The organism is Amycolatopsis sp. NBC_01286, assembly GCF_035982555.1.
Classification (GTDB): Bacteria; Actinomycetota; Actinomycetes; order Mycobacteriales; family Pseudonocardiaceae; genus Amycolatopsis.
The window spans coordinates 3,556,089-3,582,485 of the sequence record NZ_CP108428.1; the positions used below are offsets into that span (position 1 = coordinate 3,556,089).

The following is a 26,397-nucleotide window of genomic DNA, read 5'->3' on the forward strand; positions in this document are numbered from 1 at the left end:
CTTCCCATCACCGTGCCGGAGCCGATTCGAGAGGTGCCACCGGGTTCCAGAGGCGGTCGCCGACCAGGGACAGGGCCGCCGGGAGCAGGACGCCCCTGACCACCGTCGCGTCCAGGAGGATCGCGAACGCCATGCCCAGCCCCAGCATCTTGTACTCGATCGCCGCGAGGCTCAGGAAGATGCTGAACACGCCCGTCATGATCAACGCCGCGCTCGTCACCACGCCGGAGCTGCTCGCCGTGCCTTCGACGATCGCGTCGCGAGCCGGGTGGCCCGCCTGCCGGCGTTCGCGGATCCGGCTGAGGATGAAGATGTGGTAGTCCATGCTCAGGCCGAACAACAGCACGAACAGGAACATCGGCAGCCAGCCGAGCACGCCGCCGTAGGGCGTGAAACCCAGTAGTGGCGCGAGAAAGCCGTCCTGGAACACCAAGGTCAGCACGCCGTAGGCCGCGCCGACCGACAGCAGGTTGAGCAGGATCGACACCGCCGGCACCACCACCGACCGGAACACCAGGAGCAGCAGCACGAACGCGAGCAGCAGGATGAACCCGAAGACGTACGGCGCCCGCTGCAGCACTTGCGCGGTGAAGTCGTGGGCCTCCGCCGTCCGGCCCGCGACCGCGAAGTGGACACCGTCGAGCCGGCCGATCGTCTGCGGCAGCAGGGTTTCCCGCAACGCCGTGAGTGAGCGGTCGGCCACTTCGTCGTTTCCGGTGCCGCCGAGCGGGATCCGCACCACGAGGGCGTCGCCCACCGGCACCACGACCGCCGGCTTCGGCGTCTGCGCGGTGAGTTCGTCGATCGCCCGGCGGACCGCCGGGGTGTCGACCGGGCCGCGGTCGCTCCAGAGGACGACGTGCGCCGGCATCGTCACACCGGGGAACGCTTCCTGGACGTGCGCGGCCGCGTCGATCACCGGGACGCTGCGCGGCAGGCTTTCGGTCGGGGCCGGGTCCTGCAGCCGGATTCCGGCGGCGGGCAGGGCGAGCAGGACCAGGAGCCCGGCGGCGAGCCCGGTCCACAGCGCCGGCCGCCGCGTCACCGTCGAGGCGACGCTGGCCCAGAACCGCGAGCGGGTGCCCCGCTTGCCCAGCCACGGGACCCGGAGGCGGTCGACGCGGGTACCGAGCAGCGAGAGCGTCGCGGGGAGCACGGTCACCGACGCGAGCACGGCGAGGCCGACGACGAGGATCGTGCTCACGGTCAGGCCACGGAGGTTGTCGAGCCCGGTGAAGAGCAGGCCGGTGACGCACAGGGCCACGGTCAGCCCCGACACGACGATGACGTGCCCGGACGTCCGCGCGGCGATCCGCAGGGACTCGTCGACGCCGTGGGCGCGTTCTTCCCTTACCCGGCGCAGGAAGAACAGCGAGTAGTCGACGCCGACGGCCATGCCGATCAGCAACGTCATCGAGGAAGTGGCGCTGTTGACCGGGATCCAGTTGTCCACTGCGGACAGCAGGCCGAAGGTCGCGAGCACCGTGGTGCCCGCGAGCAGCACCGGGACGGCGGCCGCGACCAGCGAGCCGAACACGGCCAGCAGGATCAGCAGGGTGAGCGGCAGCGAGCGCGTCTCGGACCGCTTGATGTCCTCCTTGATGCTCTGGTCGACCGCGCCGGACACGCTGAGGTCGCCCGCTTGCGCGAGCCGGACGTCCGGGTGCCGGGCGGCGACAGTCGCGACGACGGCGGTCGCCGTCGCGAGGTGCGGCTTGATTTCCGGGCCGGTGCCGAGGATCCGGAAGGTGACGAGGCCGGCCCGGCCGCCGGCGGAGACCTGGGCCGGGTCGTCGAGCGGGGAGCGGATGTCCGCGACCGCGCCGGACGTCGTCAACGTCGTCACCAGGTCGGTCACCGCCGGCGAATCCCTGGGTACCAGGACGTTCTCCCAGAACGGTTCGCGGACGTCTTGGCGATCGAGGACCGCTTGGCCGGTGCCGGCGTCGCCGGCGGGGCTCGAGCGCGCGTCGGTGCCGGGGGCGAACGTGCCGATGACCCAGGCGAGCGCGACGAGCGCCAGCCAGCCGGAGATCGCGGCGGCGCGGTGGTGCACCGCCCAGTTCGCGACGCGTTCGACCACAGGCCTGCGTGCAGGCAGCATGAACTAAAGTCCTTCCGTGAAGGAGTGATCCGATGAGAGCTCGCCCTCGGGCGAGTGGGTGCTTCTTCCTCCTGGGCCGCCGAGTTGCCGCTCGGCGGTCCAGGGCCTCAGGTCAGTCGACCTCCTTGAGCACGTGTTCGATGGACCGCAGGCGGTCCTGGACGTCCCGCAGCTGCCGTTCGGTTTCTTCCTGTGTCCGGACGGCTTTCTCCGCCAGCACGCGGTATTCGTGCTCGCGGGCGAGCGCGGCCTTGGCGCGCCAGGTCGAGGCCAGCTGCACGATCGCGACCGTGAGCACGACGGTGATCAGGACGAAGACCCCGGTCACGCCGATGATCTCCTGCCACTGGTGCCAGTTCATGTCCGTCCCTCCTCGCCGTCCGCGTGGACGGACTCCGGTGTGCTCAGCGTCGGCACGGCGGCCGCGATCGCTTCGGGCGTCAGCACGACGGAGAACGGCGTGAGCTCGTAGAACCGCAGCGTCTTGCCGTCTTCGCCGACCTCGAAGCTGGCCGTGACCAGACCCGCGGCTTCGAGTTTGCGCAGGTGCACCTGCAGGAGCGCGCGGCTGATCCGCAGCGCGCGCGCCAGTTCGCTGACGTACGCGCGTTCGGCCAGCAGGGCCGCGACGATCCGCAGCCGGTGCGGGTTCGCCAGGGTCCCCAGCAGCCGGACGAGCTCGTCCCCGGTGGGCTCGGTCACGGCGTCCTCCACATGCAAACAAAAGCTAGCAGGTAGCGGCGCGGGGGTCCATCAGGGTGATCCCCGAGGCTTACATCGGGTGGTCCATCCAGACGTTCGGCTCCACGTAGGTCGCCGTGTCGTGGGCCGTCGACGCGTACACCGGCGCGATGCCGCCGGGGATGAAGTTCTCGCCTTCCGCCAGCTTGACGCCGGTCCACTCGCGCCAGTCGGCCAGCGAACCCGCCAGCGTCACCGCGAACGGGCAGACCTTGACGACCCGGGCGCCCAGCCGCTCGTGCGTGCGCAGCCAGCGGTCGGCCAGCAGGCCGTCCTCCCGGCGGCGGGCCGCGTACTCCGGCATCGGGACGGCCGGCTCCTGCTCCTTGCCGATCGGGCGGACCGACACGATCAGCTTGCGCAGCCCCGTTTCCGCGGCCCGCGCCTTCAACGCCTTCAGCATCGGCGCCGACAGGCCGGAGCCACGCAGGTGGGGCGCGATCACGACTTCCAGCGCGCACAACGCGTTCGGCGCGCGGCCGTCCATGACGTCCTGCGCCGCCCACTCGATGGCCTGGTCCCAGCCGTGGTCCGGCAGCTCCGTGCGGTCTTCCGCCGGGAACGCCAGTGGGACCGAGAGAGCGCGCGCGATCGGGACGCCGTCGTCGTCCAGCGCGATCAGGAAGTACCGCGCCCAGTGCCGCAGGAACCGCTCGCCGGTGATCATCCGGCCGCTCGCGCCCTGGTAGATGAACCGGCCGCCGACGTCACCGAGGTTCAAGGCGGGTTCGAGCAGGTCAGGACGGTCGGCAAGATCCACCACGCGCATCCGCCCAGTCAAGCGGAAACGATCAACGCCGGGATAGCGGCAACCGGGCGACAGTCAGCGGACGGGCAGGGCCTTGCGACGCCGGGTGAGCGCCGACGGGTCGAGGTTAGCCTTGGTACCGGCGTCGTGGCCGTCGAGGTAGCCGCTGCCGGACAGCCGCCGCGGCGCGGCCGAGCGCAGGTCGCCGTACTCCTCGTCGAACCGGTGCTGGACCATCGCGGAGCGGTCGCGGACGACCAGCTCGGCCGAGCGCGCGCCGGGCGCGGCCGTGCGGACGGCTTCCTGCTCGGCCAGCGAAAGCCGCTCGTGGACGGCGCGGGCGAAACCGTGCAGCCACGTGCGCCGGTACGCGGCCAGCGACTCGCCGGGGAAGAAGCCGCCCGGCCGGACGCGGTTCAGCTGGGTGCTCGCCTGCAGCAGGAGGCTGGTGAACAGCAGCTCCACGCGGCCGAGGTCGGACTGGTAGCCGAACACCGTGACGCTCTCGACCTTCTGGCCGACGCGGTGCAGCAGGGTCCGGCAGCGCAGCGGGTAGGCGACCGAGGTGAGCAGGCTCGCCTTGTCCCGGCTGTACGGGTCGTTCATCGGGATGGTGAGCGTGCCGATGTCGTCGACGCTCGCACCGGCCTCGGCGAGCATCGCCTGGTCGATGCCGTACCGGGCGACGAGCTCGGCGGCCTTCTTGTTGTACGCCTCGGCTTCCGCTTCGGTGACCGCCGGGTCCTCGGCCTTGGCGAGGAGCTTGCGGATGCGCTCGAGCTGCGGGTCTGACTCGGACATGGGCGGAGCTTATTCGATCAGGTGTTCGGACGCTCGCACCGGGTGAGCGTGTCGCGGACACCGGGGTCGTGACGAGCACCGTGGTGATCGGTCGGCGCGATCCACACGGCGGGATCTCAGCCGCCCGGCTGGACCAGGCCGGTTTCGTAGGCCACCACCACCGCCTGCGCGCGGCTGGAGATGCCGAGCTTGGTCATCAGGCGGTTGAGGTGGGTCTTGACCGTCGCCTCGCTGACCCGCAGCTCGGCCGCGATCCAGCCGTTCGGGACGCCCGTGCCGACGAACCGCAGCACCTCCAGCTCGCGGTCGGTCAAGGCGGCCAGTGCCGGTGACGCCGCAGGTGGTTCCGGTGGGGTGCGGGTGAACGCCTCGACGAGCCTGCGGGTGATCGTCGGGCCGAACAGCATGTCGCCGCGGGCGACCGCGTGGATGCCGGCTACCAGCGTCTCCGTCGGGCTGTCCTTGAGCAGGAAGCCCGCCGCGCCCGCGCGCAGCGCCGTGTAGACGTATTCGTCGAGGTCGAAGACGGTCAGCATGAGCACGCTCGGCCGCGGTGACCCCGCCGCGGCGAGGATCCGCTCGGTCGCCTTGACGCCGTCCAGGCCCGGCAGCCGGATGTCCATCAGGATGACGTCCGGCCGCAGCGCCGCCGCCTTCTCGACCGCCTCCAGGCCGTCACGCGCTTCGCCGGCGACGTCGATGTCCGGGACGGCGCCCAGCAGCGCGACGAACCCGGCGCGGACGAGGTCCTGGTCGTCGACCACCAGCACACTCGTCACTCGGGCTCCTGCGGTTGGGGGACCGGCCGCGGGTACGGCAGCGTCAGCACCACGGCGAACCCGGCCGGGTCGCGGGGGCCGATCTCGATCACGCCACCGTACATCCGGGCGCGTTCGCGCATGCCGATCAGCCCGTGCCCGCCCGGGTTCGGCGCGGCGGCCGGCGCGCCGCCGGGGTCCGTGACGCCGAGGACCAGGTGCTCGGCGCGGTAGTCGAGGGTCAGCTCGGCCGTGGCGCCGCCGTGCTTGAGGACGTTCGTCAGCGCCTCCTGCGCGACGCGGAACGCGCACAGCTGCTGGCCGGGCGGCAGCGGCCGGGCCGCGCCGGTGACGCGCAGCTCGACCGCGATCCCGGCCTCGCGGACCCGGGCGGCGAGCGTCCCGAGGTCGCCGAGCCCGGGCTGCGGCCGGTACCCCTCGAGCGGGTACTGCGGCGGGCGCAGCACGCTGAGGAGGCGACGCAGCTCGTCGAGCGCTTCGGTCGTCGTGCCGGTGATCGTGTCCAACGCGCCGCGCGCGGTGTCCGGCGCCGACTCGAAGACGTACTTCGCGAGGTTGGCCTGCACCGAGATCACCGAAAGGTGGTGCGAGACGACGTCGTGCAGCTCGTGCGCGATCCGGACGCGTTCCTCCGCGACGGCCAGCTCCGTGTCGTGCTCGGCGTCGCGGATCCGGTGGCTGCGGACGTAGGCGGTGCGCCCGATCGCCGCGACGCCGACCGCGAGCAGCAGCGACAGCAGCGTGTCGCCGACCGGCGAGACCGGGCTGCCGAACAGCATCGACGTCTCGTAGGCGATCAGGCCGAGCACGGTGACGGCGAGCGCGTCGCGGAAGCGGCAGTGCGCCCAGACCGTGTAGGCGGCGATCATGACGCTGAGCTGGCCGAGCTGCGACCGGAAGCCGAGCGCGTAGAACACGCCCATCAGGGCGACGCAGGTGACCACCGTCGTGATCGGGAACCGGCGGCGCGCGGCGAGCGGCAGGGCGCTGAGCGCGGCCAGGACGAGCCCGAGCGGACGCGCGTGCGTGCCGAACGCGCCGCCCAGCTCGGTGGCGCCGGCCACCTGGTAACCCGCGACGAGCACCGCGAGCACGGCGTCGGTCAGCCGTGGCCGCGCGCGAAGTCCCCGCAGTGTCGTCACCGGCAGAAAGCTACCTGTGTACCGCGAAGGTTTACCTCGGCTACGTCGTCAGTTGCTTCCGCTGCGTGGTCGTTCGCCACTACGGTCGGCCCTTGACTCGGCGGAGAGGGTGCCCCACCGGGGCCGGGGGAGGTCTCCGGAGCCCCTCTTCGCCGGGCGTCAACCTCGCCGGGAGTCAACCTCGCCGGGCGTCAACCTAGGTACGCGTCCAGGGTGACGGCCAGCGCCGACTCCGGCGACGGCGCGAAGCTCGCCCCGGCCAGCCCGCCCCAGAGCCACAGCTGCGCGAGGCCGTGCAACGCGGCCCACAGCGACGCGGCGACCAGCCGCAGGTCGGCGCCGGACCGCGCGATCGGCGTCGGCACGGCGGCCACCAGCACGGCGAAGGTGTCGAAGACCGCGCTCGCCGCGGCCGAGAGCGCCGGGTCGGCCGGGTCGATCAGGTCGCGGCGGAACATCAGCTCGAACATCGCCGGGTTGGTGAGCGCGAAGTCGACGTAGCTGTGGCAGGCGGCGGTCAGCCGGGCTCGCGGCGACGTCTCCGGCAGCGTCTCGCGGCGGGCGAGCAGGTCGGCGTAACCACGCGTCGCGACGGCCGACAGCAGCTCGGCGCGGCCGGAGAAGTGCCGCAGCGGAGCGCCGTGCGACACGCCCGCCGCCTTCGCGATCCCGCGCAGCGTGACGGCGTCGACGCCTTCGCCGGCCAGCAACTCGGACGCCGTGTCGATCAGGCGTTGCCGGGTGCCCACGCCTCGTCCAGGGTGATCGGCAGCAGGTCGGGGCGCTTGGCGAAGAAGCCGTCGCCGGGCTGGCGGCCGATCAGCCGGTTGCGCGTGCGCGTGACGGCGACCGGGAGCACCTCGCGGGCCAGCCACCGCAGGTCGGCGCGCCAGCTGCCGGCGGCCGCGGTGCCCGGCAGCGGAGCGAGCCACGCGGGATCGTGGTCGAGGCCGAGCCGGTCGAGGACGTAGGCGGCGAGCCGGTGGTGCCCGTGCGTGGACAGGTGCAGCCGGTCGGCGCCGAAGTAGCGCGAGTCGGCGGCGGCCTGGTCGGGCCACAGGTCGACGAGCCGCGCGCCGTAGCTGACGGCGGCTTCGCGGATGGCGTCGTTGAGCGCGACGATCCGCGGCCGCATCCGCGCGCCCAGCGGCATCCGGCTGGAGACGTCGCTGAGGGTGAAGGTGACGACGGTGGGCGCGATCTCCGTGCAGGCCCGGATCGCGGCGTCGACGCGGCGGGCGACGGTCCGCGCGTCCCAGCCCCGGCTCATGACGTCGTTGCCGCCGCCGAAGAGCGCGATCAGGTCGGGCTCGAGCTTCGTCGCGGCGGGCACCTGCTCGGGCACGATCTGGTCGAGCCGCCGCCCGCGGACGGCGAGGTTCGCGTACCGGAAGCGCGGGTCTTCCTCGGCGAGCCGCGCGGCGACGAAGTCCGCCCAGCCCCGGTACTGGTGCCGGCCGGGGTACGGGTCGTCGAGCCCTTCGGCGCAGCTGTCGCCGAGGACGACGAAACGGTGGTAGCTCATCCCGATCTCCGTAACCAGCAGTTCATCTTGTAGACACTGTCTATCAAACTTCTGTAGACGCTGTCTACGTGCCGGACACGACGACGGAGAGTCAGGACGAACGTCCTGGGGGCCGGGTCAGCGCAAGCGGGCGCGGTGGGCCGCGACGGCCGCGCGGCGGGGGTCCGCCGGCGGGAGCGTCTTCAGCAGCGCGTCCAGGACCTCGAAGTCGTCGACGCCACAGGGGGTCTCCCAGAACGACCACAGCACCGCCGGGTCGGTGCTGTTCAACGCCACCTGGCGGACCTGGGCCGTGAGCGTCTCGCGCTCTTCGCGGATCGCCGGGGCCTCCGACTCCGGCAGCAGCGGCCCGCGGAAGACGCGCATGACGTCCGCCGGGGAGCTGGACCGCAGGGCCGCGCGAGCCTGGACGAAGTCCGCGTCCACCTCGGCCGCCAGCCGGTACGGGCGGGTCTGCACCACCGTCGCGCCCAGCTGGGAGCGCAGGCGGTGGATCTCGGCGCGGACCGTCACCGGGTTGCCCGTCTCGCCGTAGAGCTGCAGGGCCAGCCGCTCGGCCGAGAGGCCGTTCGGGTGCAAGGTCAGCAGCGTCAGGATCTCCGCGTGGCGCAAGGTGAACGGCACGTCGCGACCGTCCACTGTGGTCGTTCCGGCGCCCTCGGCCAGGTACTCGAGACGCAGCCGGCGGCGGTGCCCGCCGCTGCCGCTGCCGGTCGCGCGCAGCCGGAGCAGGTAGCCCTCGGCCAGCGGCTCCATCGTCGCGATCCGGCCGTCGGGGAGGGCGACCGTGCCGCCGCCGCGACGGACGTCCACTGTGGCCGGCAGCAGGCACGCCTGGGCCGCGAGCACCCGGCCGCCCGCCGAGAGCAGGGCGCCGGGGCGGCCGCGCAGGGCCTCCAGGTGGGGCATGTTGGCCCGCCGCAGCCGCTCGTCGCGGACCGCGAGCTGGGCGCGCAGCTGCCCTTCGGCGAGCTGCGCGGTGGCCGTGACCAGCGACAACATCGCCGGGTGCACCGTGCGCAGCGGGCCGCTGACGTCGATCGACCCGAGTAGCACCCCCGTCTCCGGGTCGCGCACGGGCGCCGCCGCGCACGTCCACGTGTGGTAACGCCGGACCAGGTGCTCGGCCGAGTAGATCTGCACCGGCTCCCCGGTCGCCAGCGTTGTGCCCATGGCGTTCGTGCCGATCGCCGACTCGCTCCACCGGGTGCCTTCGGAGAGGCCGACGCGGTCGGCGCGCACCAGCTGGTTCGCCGCGCCCTCGCGCCACAGGATCAGGCCCTCGGCGTCGGTCACGATCATCACGTGCTCGGCGTCGTCGGCGATGCTCACCAGCATCTGCCGCAGCACCGGGAGCACCGGCGCCAGCGGGTGGGCCTCCCGCAGCGCGGTCAGCACGTCGACGTCGTAGACGAACGGGGCCTCGCCCTCGTCCGGGTCGACGTGCGCGGCCAGCGAGCGGTCCCAGGACGCCGAGACCACCGAGCGTGGCGAGCGCGGGCCCGGCAGCCCGGCCAGCACCGCCGCCCGGACGTGTTCGAGCAGCCGCGCGTACGACTCCGGATCGCGCAGCAGTTCGGGCTCGGGCGCCTCTGCCACGCTCTTCAGAGTAGAGACCCAGCTCACAGCGCTGCAACGCTCGTGCAACGTTGCCCGGCCTACGTTCGGCGGGAGCCCGAGCACCGCCGTCACTCCGAGCAATGAGGCAGGGAAGATGGTCCAGTACGCCGCACCGAACACCGAAGGCAGCGTCGTCAGCTTCGAATCGCGCTACGACCACTACATCGGCGGCGAATACGTGCCGCCCGCCGGCGGCCAGTACTTCGAGAACCCGACTCCCGTCACCGGGAAGACCTTCTGCGAGATCGCCCGGGGCACCGCGCCGGACGTCGAGAAGGCCCTCGACGCGGCCTGGGGCGCGGCCCCCGCGTGGGGCAAGACCTCCGTCGAGGAACGCGCCGGCGTCCTGCTCAAGATCGCCGACCGGATGGAGCAGAACCTCGAGAAGATCGCGGTCGCCGAGGCCTGGGAGAACGGCAAGGCCGTCCGCGAGACGCTCGCCGCCGACATCCCGCTGGCGATCGACCACTTCCGCTACTTCGCCGGCGCGCTGCGCGCCCAGGAGGGCGGCATCTCGCAGATCGACGAGAACACCGTCGCCTACCACTTCCACGAGCCGCTCGGCGTGGTCGGCCAGATCATCCCGTGGAACTTCCCGATCCTGATGGCGGTCTGGAAGCTCGCCCCGGCGCTGGCCGCGGGCAACGCGATCGTGCTCAAGCCGGCCGAGCAGACCCCGGCGTCGATCCACGTGCTGATGTCGATCATCGGCGACCTGATCCCGCCGGGCGTGCTGAACATCGTCAACGGCTTCGGCGTCGAGGCCGGCAAGCCGCTGGCCTCCAGCAACCGCGTCCGCAAGGTGGCCTTCACCGGCGAGACGACCACCGGCCGGCTGATCCTGCAGTACGCCAGCGAGAACATCATCCCGGTGACCGTCGAGCTGGGCGGCAAGAGCCCGAACATCTTCTTCGACGACGTCGCCGCGCAGAACGACGCCTTCTACAACAAGGCGCAGGAGGGCTTCACGCTCTTCGCGCTGAACCAGGGCGAGGTCTGCACCTGCCCGTCGCGGGCGCTGGTCCAGACGGGCATCTACGACAAGTTCATGGGCGACGCCGTCGAGCGCGTCCGCAAGATCAAGCAGGGCCACCCGCTCGACACCGACACGATGATCGGCGCGCAGGCCTCCAACGACCAGCTCGAGAAGATCCTGTCCTACATCGACATCGGCAAGCAGGAGGGCGCCGAGATCCTGATCGGCGGCGGCCGCAGCGACCTCGGCGGCGAGCTGTCCGGCGGCTACTACGTCGAGCCGACGGTCTTCGCGGGCGACAACAAGATGCGGATCTTCCAGGAGGAGATCTTCGGCCCGGTCGTGTCGGTGACGAAGTTCGACGACTACGACGACGCCATGAAGATCGCCAACGACACCCTCTACGGCCTCGGCGCCGGTGTCTGGTCCCGGGACGGCAACACCGCCTACCGGGCCGGCCGCGACATCCAGGCGGGTCGCGTGTGGGTGAACAACTACCACGCCTACCCGGCCCACGCGGCCTTCGGCGGTTACAAGGCGTCCGGCATCGGGCGGGAGAACCACAAGATGATGCTGGATCACTACCAGCAGACGAAGAACATGCTGGTCTCCTACTCCGACCAGGCGCTCGGGTTCTTCTGATGACCGAGCGGGTGGCGTTGACGGAGGAGGCGGCCGACCTCCTCCGGAAGCTCGCGGCGACCCACGGACCGGTGATGTTCCACCAGTCCGGCGGGTGCTGCGACGGAAGCGCCCCGATGTGCTACCCGAAGGGCGAGTTCAAGACCGGCCAGACCGACGTGCGCCTCGGCGACCTGGTCGTCGAGGGCATGGAAGACGTGCCGTTCTGGATGTCCGGGCCGCAGTTCGCGTACTGGAAGCACACCCACCTGACGGTCGACGTCGTTCCCGGTCGCGGAAGCGGGTTTTCGCTGGAGGCGCCCGAAGGCGTGCGTTTCCTGATCCGCTCCCGCCTGTTCAGCGACGAAGAGTCGGCGGCGCTGAACTGAAGGCACTGAACAACGCCGTGGCGAGCACCAGCCCTTCCCGGGCGACCGGGGCGAGCTGGTGCTCGTCCGGCGCGTGCTGCAGGCAACCCGGGTAGGAGTGCGGCAGCCACAGCGTCGCCAGGCCGAGGACGTCGGTGAAGACGTGGTTGGGCAGGCCGCCGCCGAAGTTCGGCAGGACCGCGACGGGCGTCGCGGCGACCTCGTCGAGCGCGGCCTTCGCCCACGCGACCCACGGGTCGTCGACCGGCGTGCGGCTGGCCCGGAAGTCGCCGCCGACCCTCACCTCGACCATCGGGAAACCTTGTGCGGCAAGGTGTTCCTTGACGGCGACCGGGATCTTGTCGACGTCGGTCCCGGCGACGTACCGCAGTTGCAGCACCGCCCGCGCGCGGCCGGGGATCGCGTTGACCGGGCGGTCGACGTTGCCCGCGTCGAGCGCGAGGACTTCGAGGGTGTTCCAGCCGTAGAGCCGTTCCGCGCCGGTCAGGCCGGGCGCGCCCCAGCCTTCGTCCGGCACCGGGTCGCCGGGAGTGTTGGCGATCTCGAGCCCGTCGAGCGCCGCGCGCACGCCGTCCGGGAGTTCCGGCGGGAGCAGTTCGGGCACCTGGACACGGCCGTGGCCGTCGACCAGGCTCGCGATCGCCCCCGTGAGCGTGGTGGCCGGGTTGCGCAGGACCCCGCCCCAGTTGCCGGAGTGGTAGGCGTCCGGGCGCAGGTCGACGTCGAGCGCGAACCGGATGGCACCGCGCGCGCCGAGGAACAGCGTCGGCGTCGCGGCGTCCAGGCGCGGGCCGTCGGAGGCGATGAGGACGTCGGCTTTCAGGAGGTCCTGTTCCTGTTCGGCGAACTCCGTGAGGCCGGGCGAGCCGATCTCTTCGCCGGTCTCGAAGAGGAACTTGAGGTTGAAGCCGAGCTTTCCGCGGTCGGCCAGCAGGAGCCGCAACGCCGTGAGGTTGATCAGGTGCTGGCCCTTGTTGTCCGCGGTGCCGCGGCCGTACCAGCGGTCGCCGTCGGCGGTGAGCGTCCACGGGTCACGGCCCTCGCCCCACTCGCCGGCTTCGCCCACGACGTCGGCGTGGCCGTAGCAGAGCAGCGTCGGCCGGTCCGGCGATTCGGTGCGGACGCCGACGAGGAACGGCCCGCCCGCCGGGTCGGGGTTGGCGTGCTGCGTGACTTCGCAGCCCAACGCCGTCAACGCGGGGGTGAGGACTTCGTCGAGGTAGGCCTGGATGGCGACGCGGCCCTCGGGGGCGTCGCTGACCGTGGGGTACGCGACGAGCGTGGCCAGTTCGGCGAAGAGGGCGCCGGAGTCGACGTGGGCGCGGGCCTGGTCGAGCAGTTCCATGTCCGCCAGCCTAGAGGGGGTAAACAATACGAACGATCGTGCTATCTTCGAGGCATGAACGTCGACAGCGTTTACGTGGGGGAACCGAGCGTCCTGGGGTACCGACGCGAGCTGCCGGTGCTGAGCGGGATCACCAAGGCGCTGGTCACGGCGCCGGAGCTGAAGCTCGCCGAGCTGAACCTCGACGGCGACCGGCAGGCCGACCTCACCGTGCACGGCGGCCCCGACAAGGCGGTCTACGTCTACCCGGCCGAGCACTACGCGGCCTGGCGCGAGGACGGCTTCGAGGTGTCGACGGCCGACTTCGGCGAGAACATCTCACTATCGGGGGTCACCGAGGACGACGTGCGGATCGGGGACGTCTGGGCCTGGGGTGACGCGCTCGTGCAGGTCTCCCAGCCGCGGTCGCCGTGCTTCAAGCTCGCGATGAAGACCGGCCGCAAGGACATCACCCCGGCGATGATCGACTCGGGGCGCTCCGGGTGGTACCTGCGCGTGCTGCGGCCGGGCACCGTGCCGACGTCGGGCGCGGTCGAGGTGGTCGAGCGTGCGGACGCGCCGACGGTCGCCGAGGTGTACGTCATCTCGTTCGCGAACTACGGGCAGCTGCCACCGGAGCACGTCGGGGCGGCGCTGGACTTCGCCGACCGCGTGCTGGCGACGCCCGCGCTCGCCGAGCAGTGGAGCGTCTGGATCCGGTCCACTGTGGACCGGTGGCGGGCTCGCCGTGCCGGTTGACGGCCGGGTCGCCCGCGGCGACGTCACGCGCAAGCTGGTGCTGCGGCGGGCGGTGGACGTCGCGTCGGTGGACGGCCTCGACGGGCTGTCCCTCGGCCGGCTGGCCGCCGAGCTGGAGCTGAGCAAGAGCGGCGTCTTCGCCCTGTTCGGGTCCAAGGAGGACCTGCAGCTCGCGACGGTCGAAGCGGCTCTCGAGATCTTCCGCTCGTACGTCGTGACGCCGGCCTCGGACGAGCCGCCGGGCTTGCCGCGGCTGCGGGCGATCTGCGAGAACTGGCTGGACTACTCGGAAAAGCGAATCTTCCCGGGAGGCTGTTTCTTCTTCAACGTCGGCGCGGAGTTCGACGCGCGCCCGGGCCGGGTCCACGACGCGGTGGCCGCGGCGAACGGCTCGTTCGCGGCCTTCATCCGCGCGTCGGCTCTCGAAGCCGTCACCCTCGGCCACGTCGACGTCGACCCCGAAGTCCTGGCGTTCGAGCTGCACGCGCTGGGCCGAGCGGCGAACGCGGACTCCGTCCTCACCGGCACCACCACGCCGTACGCCGTGGCCCGCCGCGCCATCCACGCCCACCTGGGGGCCGAAAGTCCGTGAATGCCACATTGAGGGACATAGTGTCCCTCAATGTGGCATTCACGGACTTTGGACTACTTCCAGTCGACCTGGGGGCTGCGGTAGAAGTTGATGCCCTGCAGGGTCCAGCGGGGGGACTGCTTCGCCAGGCGCAGGCGGTAGGCGTCCCAGTTGTGCGTGGACTTCGGGGACCAGCCGATCTCCGCGATGCCCGGCAGGCGCGGGAACGCCATGTACTCGAGGTCGTCGCTCGTCCGGAGCGTCTCCGTCCACAGTGGAGCTTCGACGCCCGCGACCTGGTTCTCGCCGACGCCGGTCACCAGTGACGCCGGGTCCCAGTTGTAGCCGTCGCGCACCTCGATCAGCGCCGCCCAGTCCTGGCCCAGCGGCGTCGACTCGTCGTACTTCATGTCCAGGTACGCGTAGTTCGCCGGCGACATCAGGATCTTGTTGCCCCGGGCGGCCGCGGCCGCGACGGAGGCGTCGTCACCACCGAAGTCCCAGTACTGCGGGATCGCCGACACCGGCGGCGAGGCCTTGGCGATCTCGTGCCAGCCGGTGATCTTCTTGCCGTACTTCGCGACGATCGGCGCCACCTTCTGCTCGAAGGTGATGTAGTCCGCCGGCGGTGTCGCGTGCGCCTCGTCGCCGCCGATGTGCAGGTACTGGCCCGGCGTGATGGCCGCCAGCTCGCGCACGACGTCGTCGACGAACCGGTACGTGATCGGCGAGGAGATGCACAGCGAGCTGTAGCCGACCTCGGTGTCCGTCCGCGGCGGGACGGCGACGCCGTCGCAGTTCAGCTCCGCGTACGTCGACTGCGCCGCGTTCGTGTGGCCCGGCATGTCGATCTCGGGGATCACGGTGATGTGCCGCGAAGCCGCGTACGCGACGATGTCCTTGTACTGCTTCTGCGTGTAGTAGCCGCCCGGGTCGCCGTCGGCCGCGGTCTTGCCGCCGACGGTCGCCAGCTTCGGCCAGCTCTTGATCTCGATGCGCCAGCCCTGGTCGTCGGCCAGGTGCAGGTGCAGGGTGTTGAGCTTGTACTGGGCGATCTGGTCGATGTAGAGCTTGACCTGGTCCGGCTGGAAGAAGTGCCGCGCGACGTCGAGCATCGCGCCGCGCTCGCCGAAGCGCGGGTAGTCGAGGATCGTGCCGCCCGCGACGGTCCACGTCCGGTGCTGCACGTGCTTCGCCTCGATCGCCGACGGCAGCAGCTGCCGCAGTGACTGGACGCCTTCGAAGAGGCCGTCCGCGGTGTTGGCGCTGAGCTTGACGCCGTCGCGCGCGACCTTCAGCTGGTAACCCTCGGTGCCGATCCGGGCGTCGTGGCCCAGTTCGAGCGAGATCGCCGGCAGGCCCCACGCGCGCGGCACGACCGGCAGCGGGTAGCCGGTGGCCGGGCGCAGCAGGCCGCGCAGGTAGTCCGCGACCTGGCCGGCGCCGCGGTCGGCGCTGATCACGGTGAACGGCGTGAGCCGGAAGTCCGCCTTCGCGTCGGCCTTCGCCGACACCGGCGCGGGGACGACGTCGGTCACGCTCCGTTCTGGGGCCGCCGGAGTGGCTTCGGCGGTGGCGGCGGGCAGGCCGACTGCCGTCAGACTCACGACAGCCGCGGTCAAGACGGCTCGGGACAAGCGCATCAAGGCACCTCCGGTCGGGGACTCCCTCACAAAGGTACAGACCAGCCGGTGTATTTGGAACAATACTTTACGAAGTGCGCAACGCCGCCCGGATCGCGTCCAGCACGGCGGGATCCTCGATGGTCGACGGCACCGCCTCGTCGCGGCCGTCGGCGATCGCGCGCATGGTCTTGCGCAGGATCTTCCCGGACCGCGTCTTCGGCAGAGCGTCCACAATGGACACGTCGCGGAACGCGGCAACCGGGCCGATGTCGCGGCGCACCGTCGCCACCAGCTCGTCGCGCAGCTGGTCCGCGGGCGTGTCGACGCCCGCCTTGAGCACGACGAACCCGCGTGGCAGCTGGCCCTTGAGCTGGTCGGCGACGCCGATGACCGCGCACTCCGCGACCGCCGGGTGCGAGGCCAGCGCGGCCTCCATCGACCCCGTCGACAGCCGGTGCCCGGCGACGTTGATGACGTCGTCGGTGCGGCCCATGACGAACAGGTAGCCGTCTTCGTCGAGGTACCCGGAGTCGCCGGTCAGGTAGTGGCCGTCGTAGCGGGAGAGGTAGGCCTCGCGGTAGCGCTCGTCGTCGCCCCAGAGCGTCGGCAGCGAGCCCGGCGGCAGCGGCAGCTTGATCGTGATGGCGCCCTCGCGACCGGCCGGCAGCTCGTCGCCGGCCTGGTCGAGGATCCGGACGTCCCAGCCCGGCACGGGCTTGGTCGCCGACCCGGGCTTGACGTCCATCGGCTCCAGGCCGCGGAGGTTGGCCGCGATCGGCCAGCCCGTCTCGGTCTGCCACCAGTGGTCGATCACCGGCGTGCCCAGCTTCTCGCGCGCCCAGTGGTAGGTCTCCGGGTCGAGCCGCTCGCCGGCCATGAACAGCGTCCGGAACTGCTTGAGGTCGTACTTCTCGAGTTCTTTCGCGTCCGGGTCGACCTTCTTGATCGCCCGCAGCGCGGTCGGCGCGGTGAACAGCGCCTGGACGCCGTGCTCGGCGATGACGCGCCAGAACGCGCCCGCGTCCGGCGTCCCGACCGGCTTGCCCTCGTAGAGCACCGTCGTCGCCCCGGCCAGCAGCGGCGCGTAGACGATGTAGGAGTGCCCGACGACCCAGCCGACGTCGGACGCCGTCCACCAGACGTCGCCCGGGTGGACGTCGTAGATCGCGGCCATCGACCAGGCCAGCGCCACCGCGTGCCCGCCGGTGTCGCGGACGACGCCCTTCGGCTTCCCGGTGGTCCCGGACGTGTAGAGGATGTAGAGCGGGTCGGTCGCCTTGACCGGCACCGGGCCGGCCGGGGACGCGCTCGCGGCCAGCTCGCGCCAGTCGACGTCCCGCTCGCCCAGCTCGGCCGGCGCCTGCTCGCGCTGCAGCACGACGACGTGGTCCGGCTGGTGCTCGGTCAGCGCCAGCGCGGCGTCGATGATGGGCTTGTACTCGACGACGCGCGTCGGCTCGATCCCGCACGACGCGGCCAGGATGACCTTCGGCTTCGCGTCCTCGATCCGGGCCGCCAGCTCCTTCGGCGCGAACCCGCCGAAGACCACCGAGTGCACCGCGCCGATCCGCGCGCAGGCCAGCATCGCGATCACGGCTTCGGGGACCATCGGCAGGTAGACGATCACCCGGTCACCGTGCGTCACGCCGAGGGAACTCAGCGCACCGGCGAAGCGCGCGACCTCGTCGCGGAGCTGTTCGTAGGTGAACGTGTGTTGCTGTCCGGTCACGGGGGAGTCCCAGATCAGCGCGTCCTGCCCGCCGCGGCCGGCCTCGACGTGGCGGTCCAGGGCGTTGTAGGAGGTGTTCAGCTCGCCGTCGGGGAACCAGCGGTAGAAGGGCGGGTTCGTGTCGTCGAGGGCCCGTTCCGGGGTCTTCGTCCAGGTGATCGTCTTGGCCGCTTCCAGCCAGAACGCGTCCGGCTCGGCCAGGCTCCGCCGGTAGGCTTCGGAGTACGCGCCCATTGCCGCTCCTTCGCGTCGAACGTCCCGCCGGTCCCATCATGACGCCGCGACGGCGGGCCCGCCGGATTCCGTGCGGGATTCGGCCGCCGGAAAGACCCGGCAACCCAACGGCGGCGGCGAGCGTCCTAAGCTGGACCGCGGGGAAATGCCGCGTGACGGTAAGACGTGAACACGGACAGTGAGGGGAGCCCGGCAGTGAACGGACTCGCGAGCGCGTTGCTCTCGCTAGCCCATTCCTTGTTCGGCCCGGGCTTCTGCCCCGGCGACTGGGTCTGGGCCACGAGTGCGGCGGGCGCGCTCGTCGCGTTGCTGCCGCCGATCGGCGCGCTCGTCGTCTCGATCATCCGCAAGGGCACCGGCAACCGGTACGACCTGACGACGCTGTCGGTGTTCGGCGTGATCGGCCTGCTCAGCACGCTGGTGCTGCCGTGGCTGCTGTCGAACGGCGTGTCGGGCGTCTACCGCATGGTGTTCGCCGGCCAGAAGTCCGGGCTGTCCGCGAGCGAGGTCGCGACCCTGAAGGGGCCCGGCGGCTGCTGGGTCGACTCCCAGGTCAACTACCTGGGCGGCCGGCAGACGGTCTTCGACGTGCTCTCCTCCGGCAGCACCGGCGCCGACGACCTCCCGTTCTTCGTGTACCTGCTGGCCTTCATCGTGCTGCCGGCCGGGTCGCTGCTGTTCGTGATGCTGCAGGGGCGCACGGCGTTCCGCCGCGGTCCGAAGTGGCCGTCGCGGTTCTTCTGGATCCCGTTCGTCGCGATGGCCTTGTTCAGCGTCGGCATGGAAGCGAACACCGCGCTGCACTTCTGGCTCGGGTTCCTGCCGTTCAGCGTGCTGGGCCTGATCCCGGTCGCGATGGTCGGCCCGCCGCCGTGGTCGGTGATCAACCGGCCGGACGTGCCGCCGCGCCGCGAGCAGGAGCCCTACCGGCCGCCGCAGCAGCCGCCGTCGCAGGTCCAGCCGCGGCCCACCCCGCCGCCGCCTCCGCCGCCCCCGATCAACAAGCCGTACCCGAAGACGGCGCTGGCGTCCGCGCCCGAGCCGCCCCCGATGGCGGGCGCGCTGGCCGCGGCGCCGGGCCCGATCCCGCCGCCGCCCGGCTCGCGCAACGCCGGCGGCAGCCGCTACCGGCGCGTCAAGCAGCTCGGCGCCGGTGGTTTCGGCACGGTCTGGCAGGCCGTCGACACCCAGCTCAACCGCACGGTCGCGCTGAAGATCGCGCACGCGCCGGACCGCGACACCGCCGAGCGCATGCAGCGCGAGGCCCGCGCGCTGGCCGTCGTCAGCCACCCGAACTGCGTCAAGGTGTACGACCTGGCCGAGGAGCCGGACGGCCTCGCGCTGGTCATGGAGTACCTCGAGGGCCGGCCGCTGGCCGAGCTGGTCGACGGCCAGGGCCCGCTCGACGACATCGCCGCGGGCCGGCTGTGGGCGACCATGGCGGGCGCGCTCGCGGCCGCGCACGAGAAGGGCGTGCTGCACCGCGACATCAAGCCGTCGAACGTCGTGCTCGACCCCAGCGGCTTGGCCCACCTGATCGACTTCGGCATCGCCCGCAGCCAGGGCGACTCCAAGATGACGGCGACCGGCATGATGATCGGCACGCCGGACTTCGTCGCCCCGGAGCAGGCGATGGGCGCGACGGCCTCACCGGCGTCCGACGCCTGGCAGCTGGCGGCGACGATCAGCTACGCACTGACCGGCCAGCCCCCACGCGGCACCCGCGAGACGCCGATGGCCGCGCTGATGGCCGCGGCCCGTGCGGAACCGGTGTCCCGGCTGCCCCAGCGCAGCGCCCACGCACGGCTGCTGGCGGCATCGCTGGACCCGGAACCGCGACGCCGTCCGACGCTCAACTCGGTGCGGCGCGAGGTGGAGGGCTGGCTGTCGAGGGCGGGCAAGTCCCTGGACGGCCCGGTGACCCGGGTGGTCCCGCGCCAGCCCCACCGGTGACGGTGCTCGTGAGTGGTAATTCGGGTTAGAACCCTAATTACCACTCACGACAAGCCGCGGCAGACCCCTCAACCCGGCTTCGACGCGGAGAAGATCACCAGCTCCTTCGGCCGGACCTCGACGTCCACCTGCTCGAAGCCCGCCTTCGCCAACCGCGCGGGGAACGTGCCCGCGTCGATGACGTTCATCGTGTCGCCGATGTGCAGCAGGCGGAACCTGAGGTTGAGCTGGCCGTCGCTGCCGCAGTACGTGCCGCCCGGGCGCAGGACCCGCGCGGCCTCGGCGAAGATCGCGTCCTGCAGCCGGTCGGTCGGCACGTGGTGCAGCATCGTGAAGCAGACGACCGCGGAGAACCGGCCGGACTCGAACGGCATCTCCGCGCCGCTGCCCTCGACGACGTCCGCGCGGGCGCCGTACTTCGCGCGCAGCAGCTGGGTCGACGCGGGGTCGATCTCCAGGACCGTCAGCTTCGGCACCACGTCCAGCAGCACCTTCGTCGTGGCGCCGAAGCCGGGGCCGATCTCGAGGACGTCGTCGCCCAGCTCTCGCTCCGCGAGCCACGGCGCGAGGCGCTCCTCGACCGTGTTCGCCCACTTCTCCGAGCTGCAGATCTTGCGGTGGATCAGGTTCATCGGCATGGCTTCGACGTTAGGGAGCCGCCGCGGTGACCGGTAGCCGATAGACTGACAACCGATGTCGCAAACCGGCCAACCCCACGCGATGCTGCTCGGCGAGGTCGACCTGCCGGCCGGCACCTGGTTCCCGTGGCACGAACACCCCGTCCACCAGCTCGTCTGGGCGGCCAGCGGGGTCATCGCGGTCAAAGCGGGCGACGCCGGCTGGGTCCTGCCGCCGACACGCGCGCTGTGGATGCCCGCCGGCGTCCAGCACCGCACCGGCGCGCTCGGCAAGGCCGCGCTGCGCGGCATCTACGCGCACCCCGACCGCAGCCCGGTGTCGTGGCCGGAGCCGCGGCTGGTCGCCGTCCGGCCGCTGCTGCACGAGCTGCTGGAGTACCTGACCGGCGACGGCGTCGCCCCGGAGGCGCGGCTGCGGGCCGAAGCCGTCGCGTTCGACCTGCTGGAACCGCTCGACGTCGTGCCGATCGTGGTGCCGTCGCCCGCCGACCCGCGGGCCCGGGACGTCGAGGCGGCGGTGCTGGCCAACCCGGCCGATCCGCGCGGCCTCGCCGAGTTCGGCCGGGACGTCGGCGCGGCCGAGCGCACGCTGGCGCGGATCTTCGTCCGCGAGTGCCGGATGCCGTTCGGGACGTGGCGCACCCAGGTGCGGTTACGTGCGGCGCTGCCGTTGCTGGCGCAGGGAATCCCGCTGACGACGGTCGCGCACCGCGTCGGCTACAGCTCGGCGAGCGCGTTCGTCGCCGCGTTCCGGCGCGCGGTCGGCGTCACGCCGAGGGCGTACTTCGCGGGCTGAGCTACCGCCAGGACGGCAGCCAGCGTTCGGCTTCCCACTGGCCGGTCGTGATCGCGATGCCGTTGAGGATCGGCCACAGCCAGGCGAAGTTGGCCACGACGAGCCCGACGTACAGGCTGACGACGAGCAGACCGGTCCCGCGTCTTTCGAACCCGCGTTTCGCGCTGCCCAGGATCTGGCCCAGGCACAACGTCAACCCCAGCACGAGGAACGCGGCCAGCGGCGTCGCGTAGAAGAAGTACATCTGCCGGTCGATGTTGGTGTACCAGAAGACGTAGCCGCCGAGGTAGCCGACGAGGACGGCGGCGTAGCGCCAGTCCGCGCGGAAGATCGAGCGCCAGGCCGACCAGGCGAGCATCGGGATGGCCAGCCACCACATCGCCGGCGTGCCGATCAGCATCGTCGCGCTGACGCAGCGGGACTCGCCGCAGCCGGTGACTTCGCCGTCGTAGCTGTAGAGCATCGGGCGCAGCCCCATCGGCCACGTCCAGGGCTTCGACTCCCACGGGTGCGGGTTGTCCTTGGGCGTGACCAGGGTTTCGTGGAAGTGCAGGACGTTCGCCGAGTAGTCGCCGAGCGAGCGCAGCGACGCCGGGATCCAGCCCCAGACGCCCGGCGCGATGTCCTTGATCTCGGTGTAGTGCCGGTCGGTCGCCGTCTCACTGGCGAACCACGCCCAGTACGCGCCGAGGTACATCACGAGCGGGATGAGCAGGATCGCCCACAGCGCGGGCGCGACGTCCCGGCGGATCGTGCCCAGCCAGGGCCGTTCGACGCCGGCCGCGCGCCGCGCCGCGACGTCGAACCCGACGCACAGCAGCCCGAACGCGACGATGTAGTAGAGCGCCGACCACTTGACGCCGAAGGTCAGGCCGATCATCAGCCCGGTCGCGAACCGCCACCAGCGGAAGCCGAGCTTCGGCCCCCAGACCGTCTCGTTGACCCAGCCCTCGCGGACGGCCGTCGCGAGCCTGGTGCGCACCTGGTCGCGGTCGACGAGCAGGCAGGCGAACGCGGCGAGCACGAACAGCGCGATGAAGATGTCGAGCATGCCCATCCGCGACTGCAGGTGCAGGACGCCGTCGCTGATCACCAGGATGCCGGCGATGGCGCCGAGCAGCGTGGACCGGGTGAGCCGGCGGGCGATGCGGATGGTCAGGAAGATGATGAGCGTGCCGGCCAGCGCGGGCATGATCCGCCAGCCCCAGCCGTTGTAGCCGAACAGCCACTCGCCGACCGCGATCAGCTGCTTGGCCAGCGGCGGGTGGACGACCAGCTCGTAGCCGTAGTTGTCCTCGTAACCGCCGTTGCGCAGCACCTGCCACGCCTGCGGGACGTAGTGCTTCTCGTCGAAGACCGGGCTGCCCTTGTCGGTCGGGCTGCCGAGGTTTTGCAGCCGGACGATGCCGCCGATCACGGTGAGCACGATGGTCACGAGCCAAGCGCGCAGCCGGTCGTCCGGCATGCCGCGGCCGAGCAGGGTCGTCTCGCGGTCGGTCGGCGGCCGGAGCGCCTCGACCGGGCCCGGCCGGACGCTTTCGTCGTCGGGACGGGTCAGCACGGCGGTCACGGGGCGATCCTACGGGCGGGACAGGGCGTACGTCGTCCGGATCCGCCGACCCGCCTAGGCTGGCCGGGTGAGCTCATCGGTGACAACCGGCCGCTTGGTCCTGGCCGCTACCCCACTCGGCGACGTCCGCGACGCTTCGCCCCGCCTGGCGGAAGCGCTGGCCGAAGCCGACGTCGTGGCCGCTGAGGACACCCGCCGCTTCCGGTCGCTGGCCTCGGCCCTGGACATCACCCCGCGCGGCCGCGTGGTGAGTTTCTACGAGGACGTCGAGACGGCGCGCCTGCCCAGGTTGCTCGAATCGTTACAGGCGGGCGAGACGGTGGTGCTGGTGACGGACGCCGGTATGCCCAGTGTGTCCGATCCGGGCTTCCGCCTGGTGGCCGCGTGCGTCGAAGCGGACATTCCGGTGACGTGCCTGCCGGGCCCGTCCGCGGTGACGACGGCGCTCGCTTTGTCCGGTTTGCCGTGTGACCGGTTCTGTTTCGAGGGTTTCGCGCCACGCAAGCCGGGCGAGCGGACGAAGTGGCTCACGTCGCTGGTCTCCGAGCCGCGCACGGTGGTGTTCTTCGAGTCCCCGCACCGGCTGGCCTCCCTGCTGTCGGACGCGGCCACGACGCTGGGCGCAGACCGGCGCGCGGCGGTGTGCCGTGAGCTGACGAAGACGTACGAAGAGGTGAAGCGGGGCTCGTTGGCGTCGCTGGCCGAGTGGGCCGCGGACGGCGTGCGCGGCGAGATCACGGTGGTGCTGTCGGGCGCCGAGCCGCGCTCGGTGTCGGTGGCGGACCTGGTGGCGGAGGTGGCGGACCGGGTCTCGGCGGGCGAGCGGTTGAAGTCCGCGGCGGCCGAGGTCGCGGAGGCGACCGGAGTGTCCAAAAAGGAACTGTACGACGCGGTCCTGGCGGCGCGGAAGTCCTGAGCCGGTGTCCATCTCGCCTGAGCTGCGTGCCGCGTTGCGCGCGCTGGGAAGGGCTCGGGACGAGAAGCCCGACGGCGGAGACCTCGCCGCGTGGCGTGAGCGGGTCGCGGAGGCCCTGGAGACGCTGGCGCCGTTGCTGATCTTCCCGGAAGACCGGCGCCGGGCGGCCGCGGAGGCTGCCGAAGCCCGAGCCGAAGCGGCACGGATCCGCACATCGCGGCCACCCGAGTGACGCGCTCCGGGCCGGCGAGCATCGCGCCGAACCGCCCGTTCACTCCAGGGCAATGTCCTGTATGTGCGACTTGTGGCGTGTGAGATCGAGATTGAGCCGTTCGGTCGCTACCGCCGCAGTCGATCATCGACGATCGTTCCCGGTGGGCGCGGCCAGGACTGTCCAGGTCGCGGAGGAGGGGTTTCCGCGTGTCTTCCGTTGTGCGTTCTTCCCGGTCGAGAGCCGGCCGTGGCGGGCTCTTCCTCGTGCTGGCCGTGGTGTCCGGGATCATCCCCGCCGCGGTCTTCGCGCGTCCGGCTGACGGCGCGACCGTCCCGCAGGCGCCCGGCGCGCCTGCGGTTTCCTCGCAGACGTACCCGGCCGATACGTTCGGCGGCGGCCCGGGTGTGCCTGGTGACTTCACGTTCACGCCGGCCGGCACCGGGTCCCCGGTCGACCACTACGTCTGGCGACTGGACAACGCGGTCTCGCCGAGCTGCAACGGCGTCGAGGCCGGCACGGTGAAGCCGACGGTGCCGGGCGGTCCCGTCACCACGACCATCGCACCCGCCGGTTCGGGTCCGCACGTGCTGAGCGCGTGGGCGTGCGACAGCGCGGAGACACCGTCGGCGCGGACCGACTACTCCTTCTCGGTCAAGGACGCCGCGGCGCCGGTGGCGGCGTGGCAGTTCGAGGGCGACACCCGCTCGCAGTTCGCCGGCCTGCGCTACGCGGGTGCCGGTTCGGCCCCCTTCGCGCCGGGCAAGCTCGGTCAGGCGGTGCCCGTGAGCGGCCGGCCCGGCGACTACCTGGCGACGAGCGCGCGGGTCCTGGACCTCGGCAAGTCGTTCTCGGTGTCGGCGTGGGTCGACGCGGCCGACCTGAGCAAGCGGCGGGTGGTGCTGTCCCAGGACGGCGCCCGGACGAGCGGGTTCGCCCTGCAGTACCTGGAAACCGGCAAGTGGGCGTTCAGCCTGAGCGGCTCGGACGTCGCGAACCCGGTCGTGCGGTCGGCGGTCTCGACGGCGGCTCCGGCGACGGGCGTCTGGACGCACCTCGCCGGCGTCTACAACGCGGCGGCGCACACAGCGACGCTGTACGTCGACGGCCAGGCCCAGCAGACGATCCTGGCCACGGCTTCGGGCGGGGCAGGCCCGCTGGTCCTCGGCGGCGGCCTGGCCGCGGGAGCGCGGGCGGACCTCTTCCACGGGGCGATCGACGAGGTGACGGCCTTCGGACGCGCCCTGTCCGCCGCCGACGTCACCACGCTCTACAACCAGAACGGCTTCCCGACCGGACTTTCCGCCACCCGTGAGTACACATTGGACGGTGACACGGCCGACGCCACCGGCGCCGACGGCACGCTGACCGGGGCGAACGTCGCCTACGGTCCGGGCTACTCGGATTCGCCGGGCCGGTCCGCGACCGACGACTCGATCGGCCACGGCCGGGGCCAGGCGCTGGCGGGCACCGGCGCGGTGACGTCGTCCCCGGTGGTGGACACCGCGGGAGGCCTGGCGGTTTCGGCCTGGGTGAAGCTGGACAAGCCCGGCTGCTACACCTTCGCCGCGCAGGGAGGCACCTCCGGCGACGCGTTCAGCCTCGGTGCCACGTCCGACAGCCTCGAGTTCGGGCTGAGCACCACCGGGGGCCTCTGGCGGTGGGCGAAGACTTCCATCACCCCGCATCTCGGGAAGTGGACCCACCTGACGGGTGTCCACGACGTGCTCGCGGGCAAGGAACGGCTGTACGTCGACGGCACGCTCGCCGCGGAAACGACGATCCCGGCGGGCACCGCGTGGCGGTCGACCGGCCCGTTCCGGATCGGCGCCTTCGCGGGATCGATCGACCAGGTCCAGGTGTGGGACCGCGCGCTGCCGGCCGCCGAGGTGGCCGAGCTCGCCAACACCGCCGTGCTGCGGGCGAACTACCAGCTCGACGGCACCACGACGGACTCGGTCAGCGGTGTCACGGGCACCCCGGGCGGGAGTTTCCAGCTGACGACCGACGACGACGGCGCGGACGTCGGCCGCTTCCCGTTCGACGGCGCCGCCCAGGTCGAAGGGCCGCGCCCGCAGAACTTCCGCAGCGACCGGAGCTTCACGGCCGAAGCCTGGGTCAAGCACACCTGGACCGAGGCGGACGCCGAGCGGGAGAAGCAGCGTGACCCGTCCGACCCCGCGGGCGTGGACAAGGCCGGCCGCACGGCGCTCGGCGCGAACAGCGCATCCTCCTCGCCGTACCTCCTGGGCTACCGCGGCGCGCAGGACGCGAACGGCACCTGGCGCCCCAGGTGGAACTGGACACTGGGCACGACCCAGGTGACGCCGGACGGGGACGCCGAGTCCGGCGTCTGGACCCACCTCGCCGGGACGTACGACGCCGTGACGCACCAGGCGTGCCTGTACGCGACGACGGACGCGTACGAGTACAGCCCGAAGTGCGTCGGTGACGTCACCGGCTGGAACGGCGCGAGCGATCTCGAGGACCTCTTCCTCGGGCGTGGTCGTGTCAACGGCCAGGACAGCGATCACTGGTACGGCGACCTGCGAGGCATCCGGGTTTACAGCGGCGTGCTCGACCAGCAGCACATCAACGTCGACACCATCCTCGACCACCCCTAGG

24 protein-coding genes are annotated in these 26,397 nt (G+C 71.7%); 9 read left to right on the forward strand and 15 right to left on the reverse strand.

Features of this window, described 5'->3' with window-relative positions; genetic code table 11:
- Positions 1-7 precede the first annotated feature (7 nt).
- From OG570_RS17280 to OG570_RS17325, 10 genes are all read right to left on the reverse strand, one after another.
- Positions 8-2,104 carry an MMPL family transporter gene (locus tag OG570_RS17280; RefSeq protein ID WP_326957648.1) on the reverse strand — a complete coding sequence of 699 codons (2,097 nt, stop codon included), beginning with the start codon at positions 2,102-2,104 and terminating at the stop codon, positions 8-10.
- Between the two features lie 112 nt (positions 2,105-2,216).
- Positions 2,217-2,465, reverse strand: coding sequence for a hypothetical protein (locus tag OG570_RS17285; RefSeq protein WP_326957650.1), 249 nt, complete (start codon positions 2,463-2,465; stop codon positions 2,217-2,219).
- Positions 2,462-2,806: an ArsR/SmtB family transcription factor gene (locus OG570_RS17290; protein ID WP_326944504.1), complete on the reverse strand. Its 345-nt coding sequence runs from the start codon at positions 2,804-2,806 to the stop codon at positions 2,462-2,464. The genes OG570_RS17285 and OG570_RS17290 overlap by 4 nt, the downstream gene beginning before the upstream one ends.
- Before the next feature lie 70 nt (positions 2,807-2,876).
- The gene (locus tag OG570_RS17295) at positions 2,877-3,614 is read right to left on the reverse strand and encodes a Long-chain-fatty-acid--CoA ligase (RefSeq protein ID WP_326957652.1); all 738 of its coding nucleotides are present in this window, start codon (positions 3,612-3,614) and stop codon (positions 2,877-2,879) included.
- Between the two features lie 54 nt (positions 3,615-3,668).
- The gene (locus OG570_RS17300) at positions 3,669-4,394 is read right to left on the reverse strand and encodes a DUF2786 domain-containing protein (RefSeq protein WP_326944502.1); all 726 of its coding nucleotides are present in this window, start codon (positions 4,392-4,394) and stop codon (positions 3,669-3,671) included.
- A gap of 116 nt (positions 4,395-4,510) precedes the next feature.
- On the reverse strand, positions 4,511-5,173 hold the full coding sequence (locus OG570_RS17305) for a response regulator transcription factor (RefSeq protein ID WP_326957654.1): 663 nt from the start codon (positions 5,171-5,173) through the stop codon (positions 4,511-4,513).
- Positions 5,170-6,315 (reverse strand): sensor histidine kinase, encoded by a 1,146-nt coding sequence (locus tag OG570_RS17310; RefSeq protein ID WP_326957656.1) that lies wholly within the window; start codon positions 6,313-6,315, stop codon positions 5,170-5,172. The genes OG570_RS17305 and OG570_RS17310 overlap by 4 nt, the downstream gene beginning before the upstream one ends.
- 191 nt (positions 6,316-6,506) lie before the next feature.
- Positions 6,507-7,064 carry a TetR/AcrR family transcriptional regulator gene (locus OG570_RS17315; protein ID WP_247058014.1) on the reverse strand — a complete coding sequence of 186 codons (558 nt, stop codon included), beginning with the start codon at positions 7,062-7,064 and terminating at the stop codon, positions 6,507-6,509.
- Complete coding sequence (locus OG570_RS17320) at positions 7,043-7,840, reverse strand: SGNH/GDSL hydrolase family protein (RefSeq protein ID WP_326957657.1); 798 nt, start codon at positions 7,838-7,840, stop codon at positions 7,043-7,045. The genes OG570_RS17315 and OG570_RS17320 overlap by 22 nt, the downstream gene beginning before the upstream one ends.
- Positions 7,841-7,957: 117 nt before the next feature.
- Positions 7,958-9,439: a GAF domain-containing protein gene (locus OG570_RS17325; protein ID WP_326957659.1), complete on the reverse strand. Its 1,482-nt coding sequence runs from the start codon at positions 9,437-9,439 to the stop codon at positions 7,958-7,960.
- 115 nt (positions 9,440-9,554) lie between these two features.
- Here OG570_RS17325 and adh point away from each other — a divergent pair, with 115 nt between their 5' ends.
- Together adh and OG570_RS17335 are read left to right on the forward strand one after the other, a co-directional pair.
- Positions 9,555-11,078, forward strand: coding sequence for an aldehyde dehydrogenase (gene adh / locus OG570_RS17330; protein ID WP_247058008.1), 1,524 nt, complete (start codon positions 9,555-9,557; stop codon positions 11,076-11,078).
- Complete coding sequence (locus OG570_RS17335) at positions 11,078-11,446, forward strand: DUF779 domain-containing protein (RefSeq protein ID WP_326944496.1); 369 nt, start codon at positions 11,078-11,080, stop codon at positions 11,444-11,446. Before adh ends, OG570_RS17335 begins: the two co-directional genes overlap by 1 nt.
- On the opposite strand, the gene OG570_RS17340 is transcribed toward OG570_RS17335, so the two are convergent.
- Positions 11,415-12,791, reverse strand: coding sequence for a M20 family metallopeptidase (locus OG570_RS17340; RefSeq protein ID WP_326957661.1), 1,377 nt, complete (start codon positions 12,789-12,791; stop codon positions 11,415-11,417). The two genes, OG570_RS17335 and OG570_RS17340, sit on opposite strands and share 32 nt — an antisense overlap.
- A 54-nt stretch (positions 12,792-12,845) precedes the next feature.
- Here OG570_RS17340 and OG570_RS17345 point away from each other — a divergent pair, with 54 nt between their 5' ends.
- Positions 12,846-13,529: an MOSC domain-containing protein gene (locus tag OG570_RS17345; protein ID WP_326957663.1), complete on the forward strand. Its 684-nt coding sequence runs from the start codon at positions 12,846-12,848 to the stop codon at positions 13,527-13,529.
- A complete protein-coding gene (locus OG570_RS17350; protein WP_326957665.1) occupies positions 13,519-14,121 on the forward strand; it encodes a TetR/AcrR family transcriptional regulator in 603 nt (200 codons plus the stop codon). Before OG570_RS17345 ends, OG570_RS17350 begins: the two co-directional genes overlap by 11 nt.
- A gap of 53 nt (positions 14,122-14,174) precedes the next feature.
- Here OG570_RS17350 and OG570_RS17355 read toward each other — a convergent pair whose 3' ends face one another.
- Together OG570_RS17355 and OG570_RS17360 are read right to left on the reverse strand one after the other, a co-directional pair.
- Positions 14,175-15,743 carry a beta-N-acetylhexosaminidase gene (locus tag OG570_RS17355; RefSeq protein ID WP_326957667.1) on the reverse strand — a complete coding sequence of 523 codons (1,569 nt, stop codon included), beginning with the start codon at positions 15,741-15,743 and terminating at the stop codon, positions 14,175-14,177.
- A 67-nt stretch (positions 15,744-15,810) separates the two neighbouring features.
- On the reverse strand, positions 15,811-17,688 hold the full coding sequence (locus tag OG570_RS17360; protein WP_326957669.1) for a propionyl-CoA synthetase: 1,878 nt from the start codon (positions 17,686-17,688) through the stop codon (positions 15,811-15,813).
- Between the two features lie 195 nt (positions 17,689-17,883).
- Here OG570_RS17360 and OG570_RS17365 point away from each other — a divergent pair, with 195 nt between their 5' ends.
- Positions 17,884-19,641 carry a serine/threonine-protein kinase gene (locus OG570_RS17365; RefSeq protein WP_247057992.1) on the forward strand — a complete coding sequence of 586 codons (1,758 nt, stop codon included), beginning with the start codon at positions 17,884-17,886 and terminating at the stop codon, positions 19,639-19,641.
- Between the two features lie 68 nt (positions 19,642-19,709).
- On the opposite strand, the gene OG570_RS17370 is transcribed toward OG570_RS17365, so the two are convergent.
- A complete protein-coding gene (locus tag OG570_RS17370; protein ID WP_326957671.1) occupies positions 19,710-20,279 on the reverse strand; it encodes a class I SAM-dependent methyltransferase in 570 nt (189 codons plus the stop codon).
- An 82-nt stretch (positions 20,280-20,361) separates the two neighbouring features.
- Here OG570_RS17370 and OG570_RS17375 point away from each other — a divergent pair, with 82 nt between their 5' ends.
- A complete protein-coding gene (locus tag OG570_RS17375; protein WP_326960054.1) occupies positions 20,362-21,075 on the forward strand; it encodes an AraC family transcriptional regulator in 714 nt (237 codons plus the stop codon).
- A gap of 1 nt (position 21,076) precedes the next feature.
- On the opposite strand, the gene OG570_RS17380 is transcribed toward OG570_RS17375, so the two are convergent.
- Entirely contained in the window at positions 21,077-22,645 is a 1,569-nt protein-coding gene (locus OG570_RS17380; RefSeq protein WP_326944488.1) for a dolichyl-phosphate-mannose--protein mannosyltransferase, read from the reverse strand.
- Between the two features lie 79 nt (positions 22,646-22,724).
- On the opposite strand from OG570_RS17380, the gene rsmI reads away from it, so the two are divergent.
- From rsmI to OG570_RS17395, 3 genes are all read left to right on the forward strand, one after another.
- On the forward strand, positions 22,725-23,561 hold the full coding sequence (rsmI, locus tag OG570_RS17385; protein ID WP_326960056.1) for a 16S rRNA (cytidine(1402)-2'-O)-methyltransferase: 837 nt from the start codon (positions 22,725-22,727) through the stop codon (positions 23,559-23,561).
- 4 nt (positions 23,562-23,565) lie between these two features.
- The gene (locus OG570_RS17390; RefSeq protein WP_326957673.1) at positions 23,566-23,793 is read left to right on the forward strand and encodes a hypothetical protein; all 228 of its coding nucleotides are present in this window, start codon (positions 23,566-23,568) and stop codon (positions 23,791-23,793) included.
- A gap of 188 nt (positions 23,794-23,981) precedes the next feature.
- Entirely contained in the window at positions 23,982-26,396 is a 2,415-nt protein-coding gene (locus tag OG570_RS17395) for a LamG domain-containing protein (RefSeq protein WP_326957675.1), read from the forward strand.
- Position 26,397: the final 1 nt, after the last annotated feature.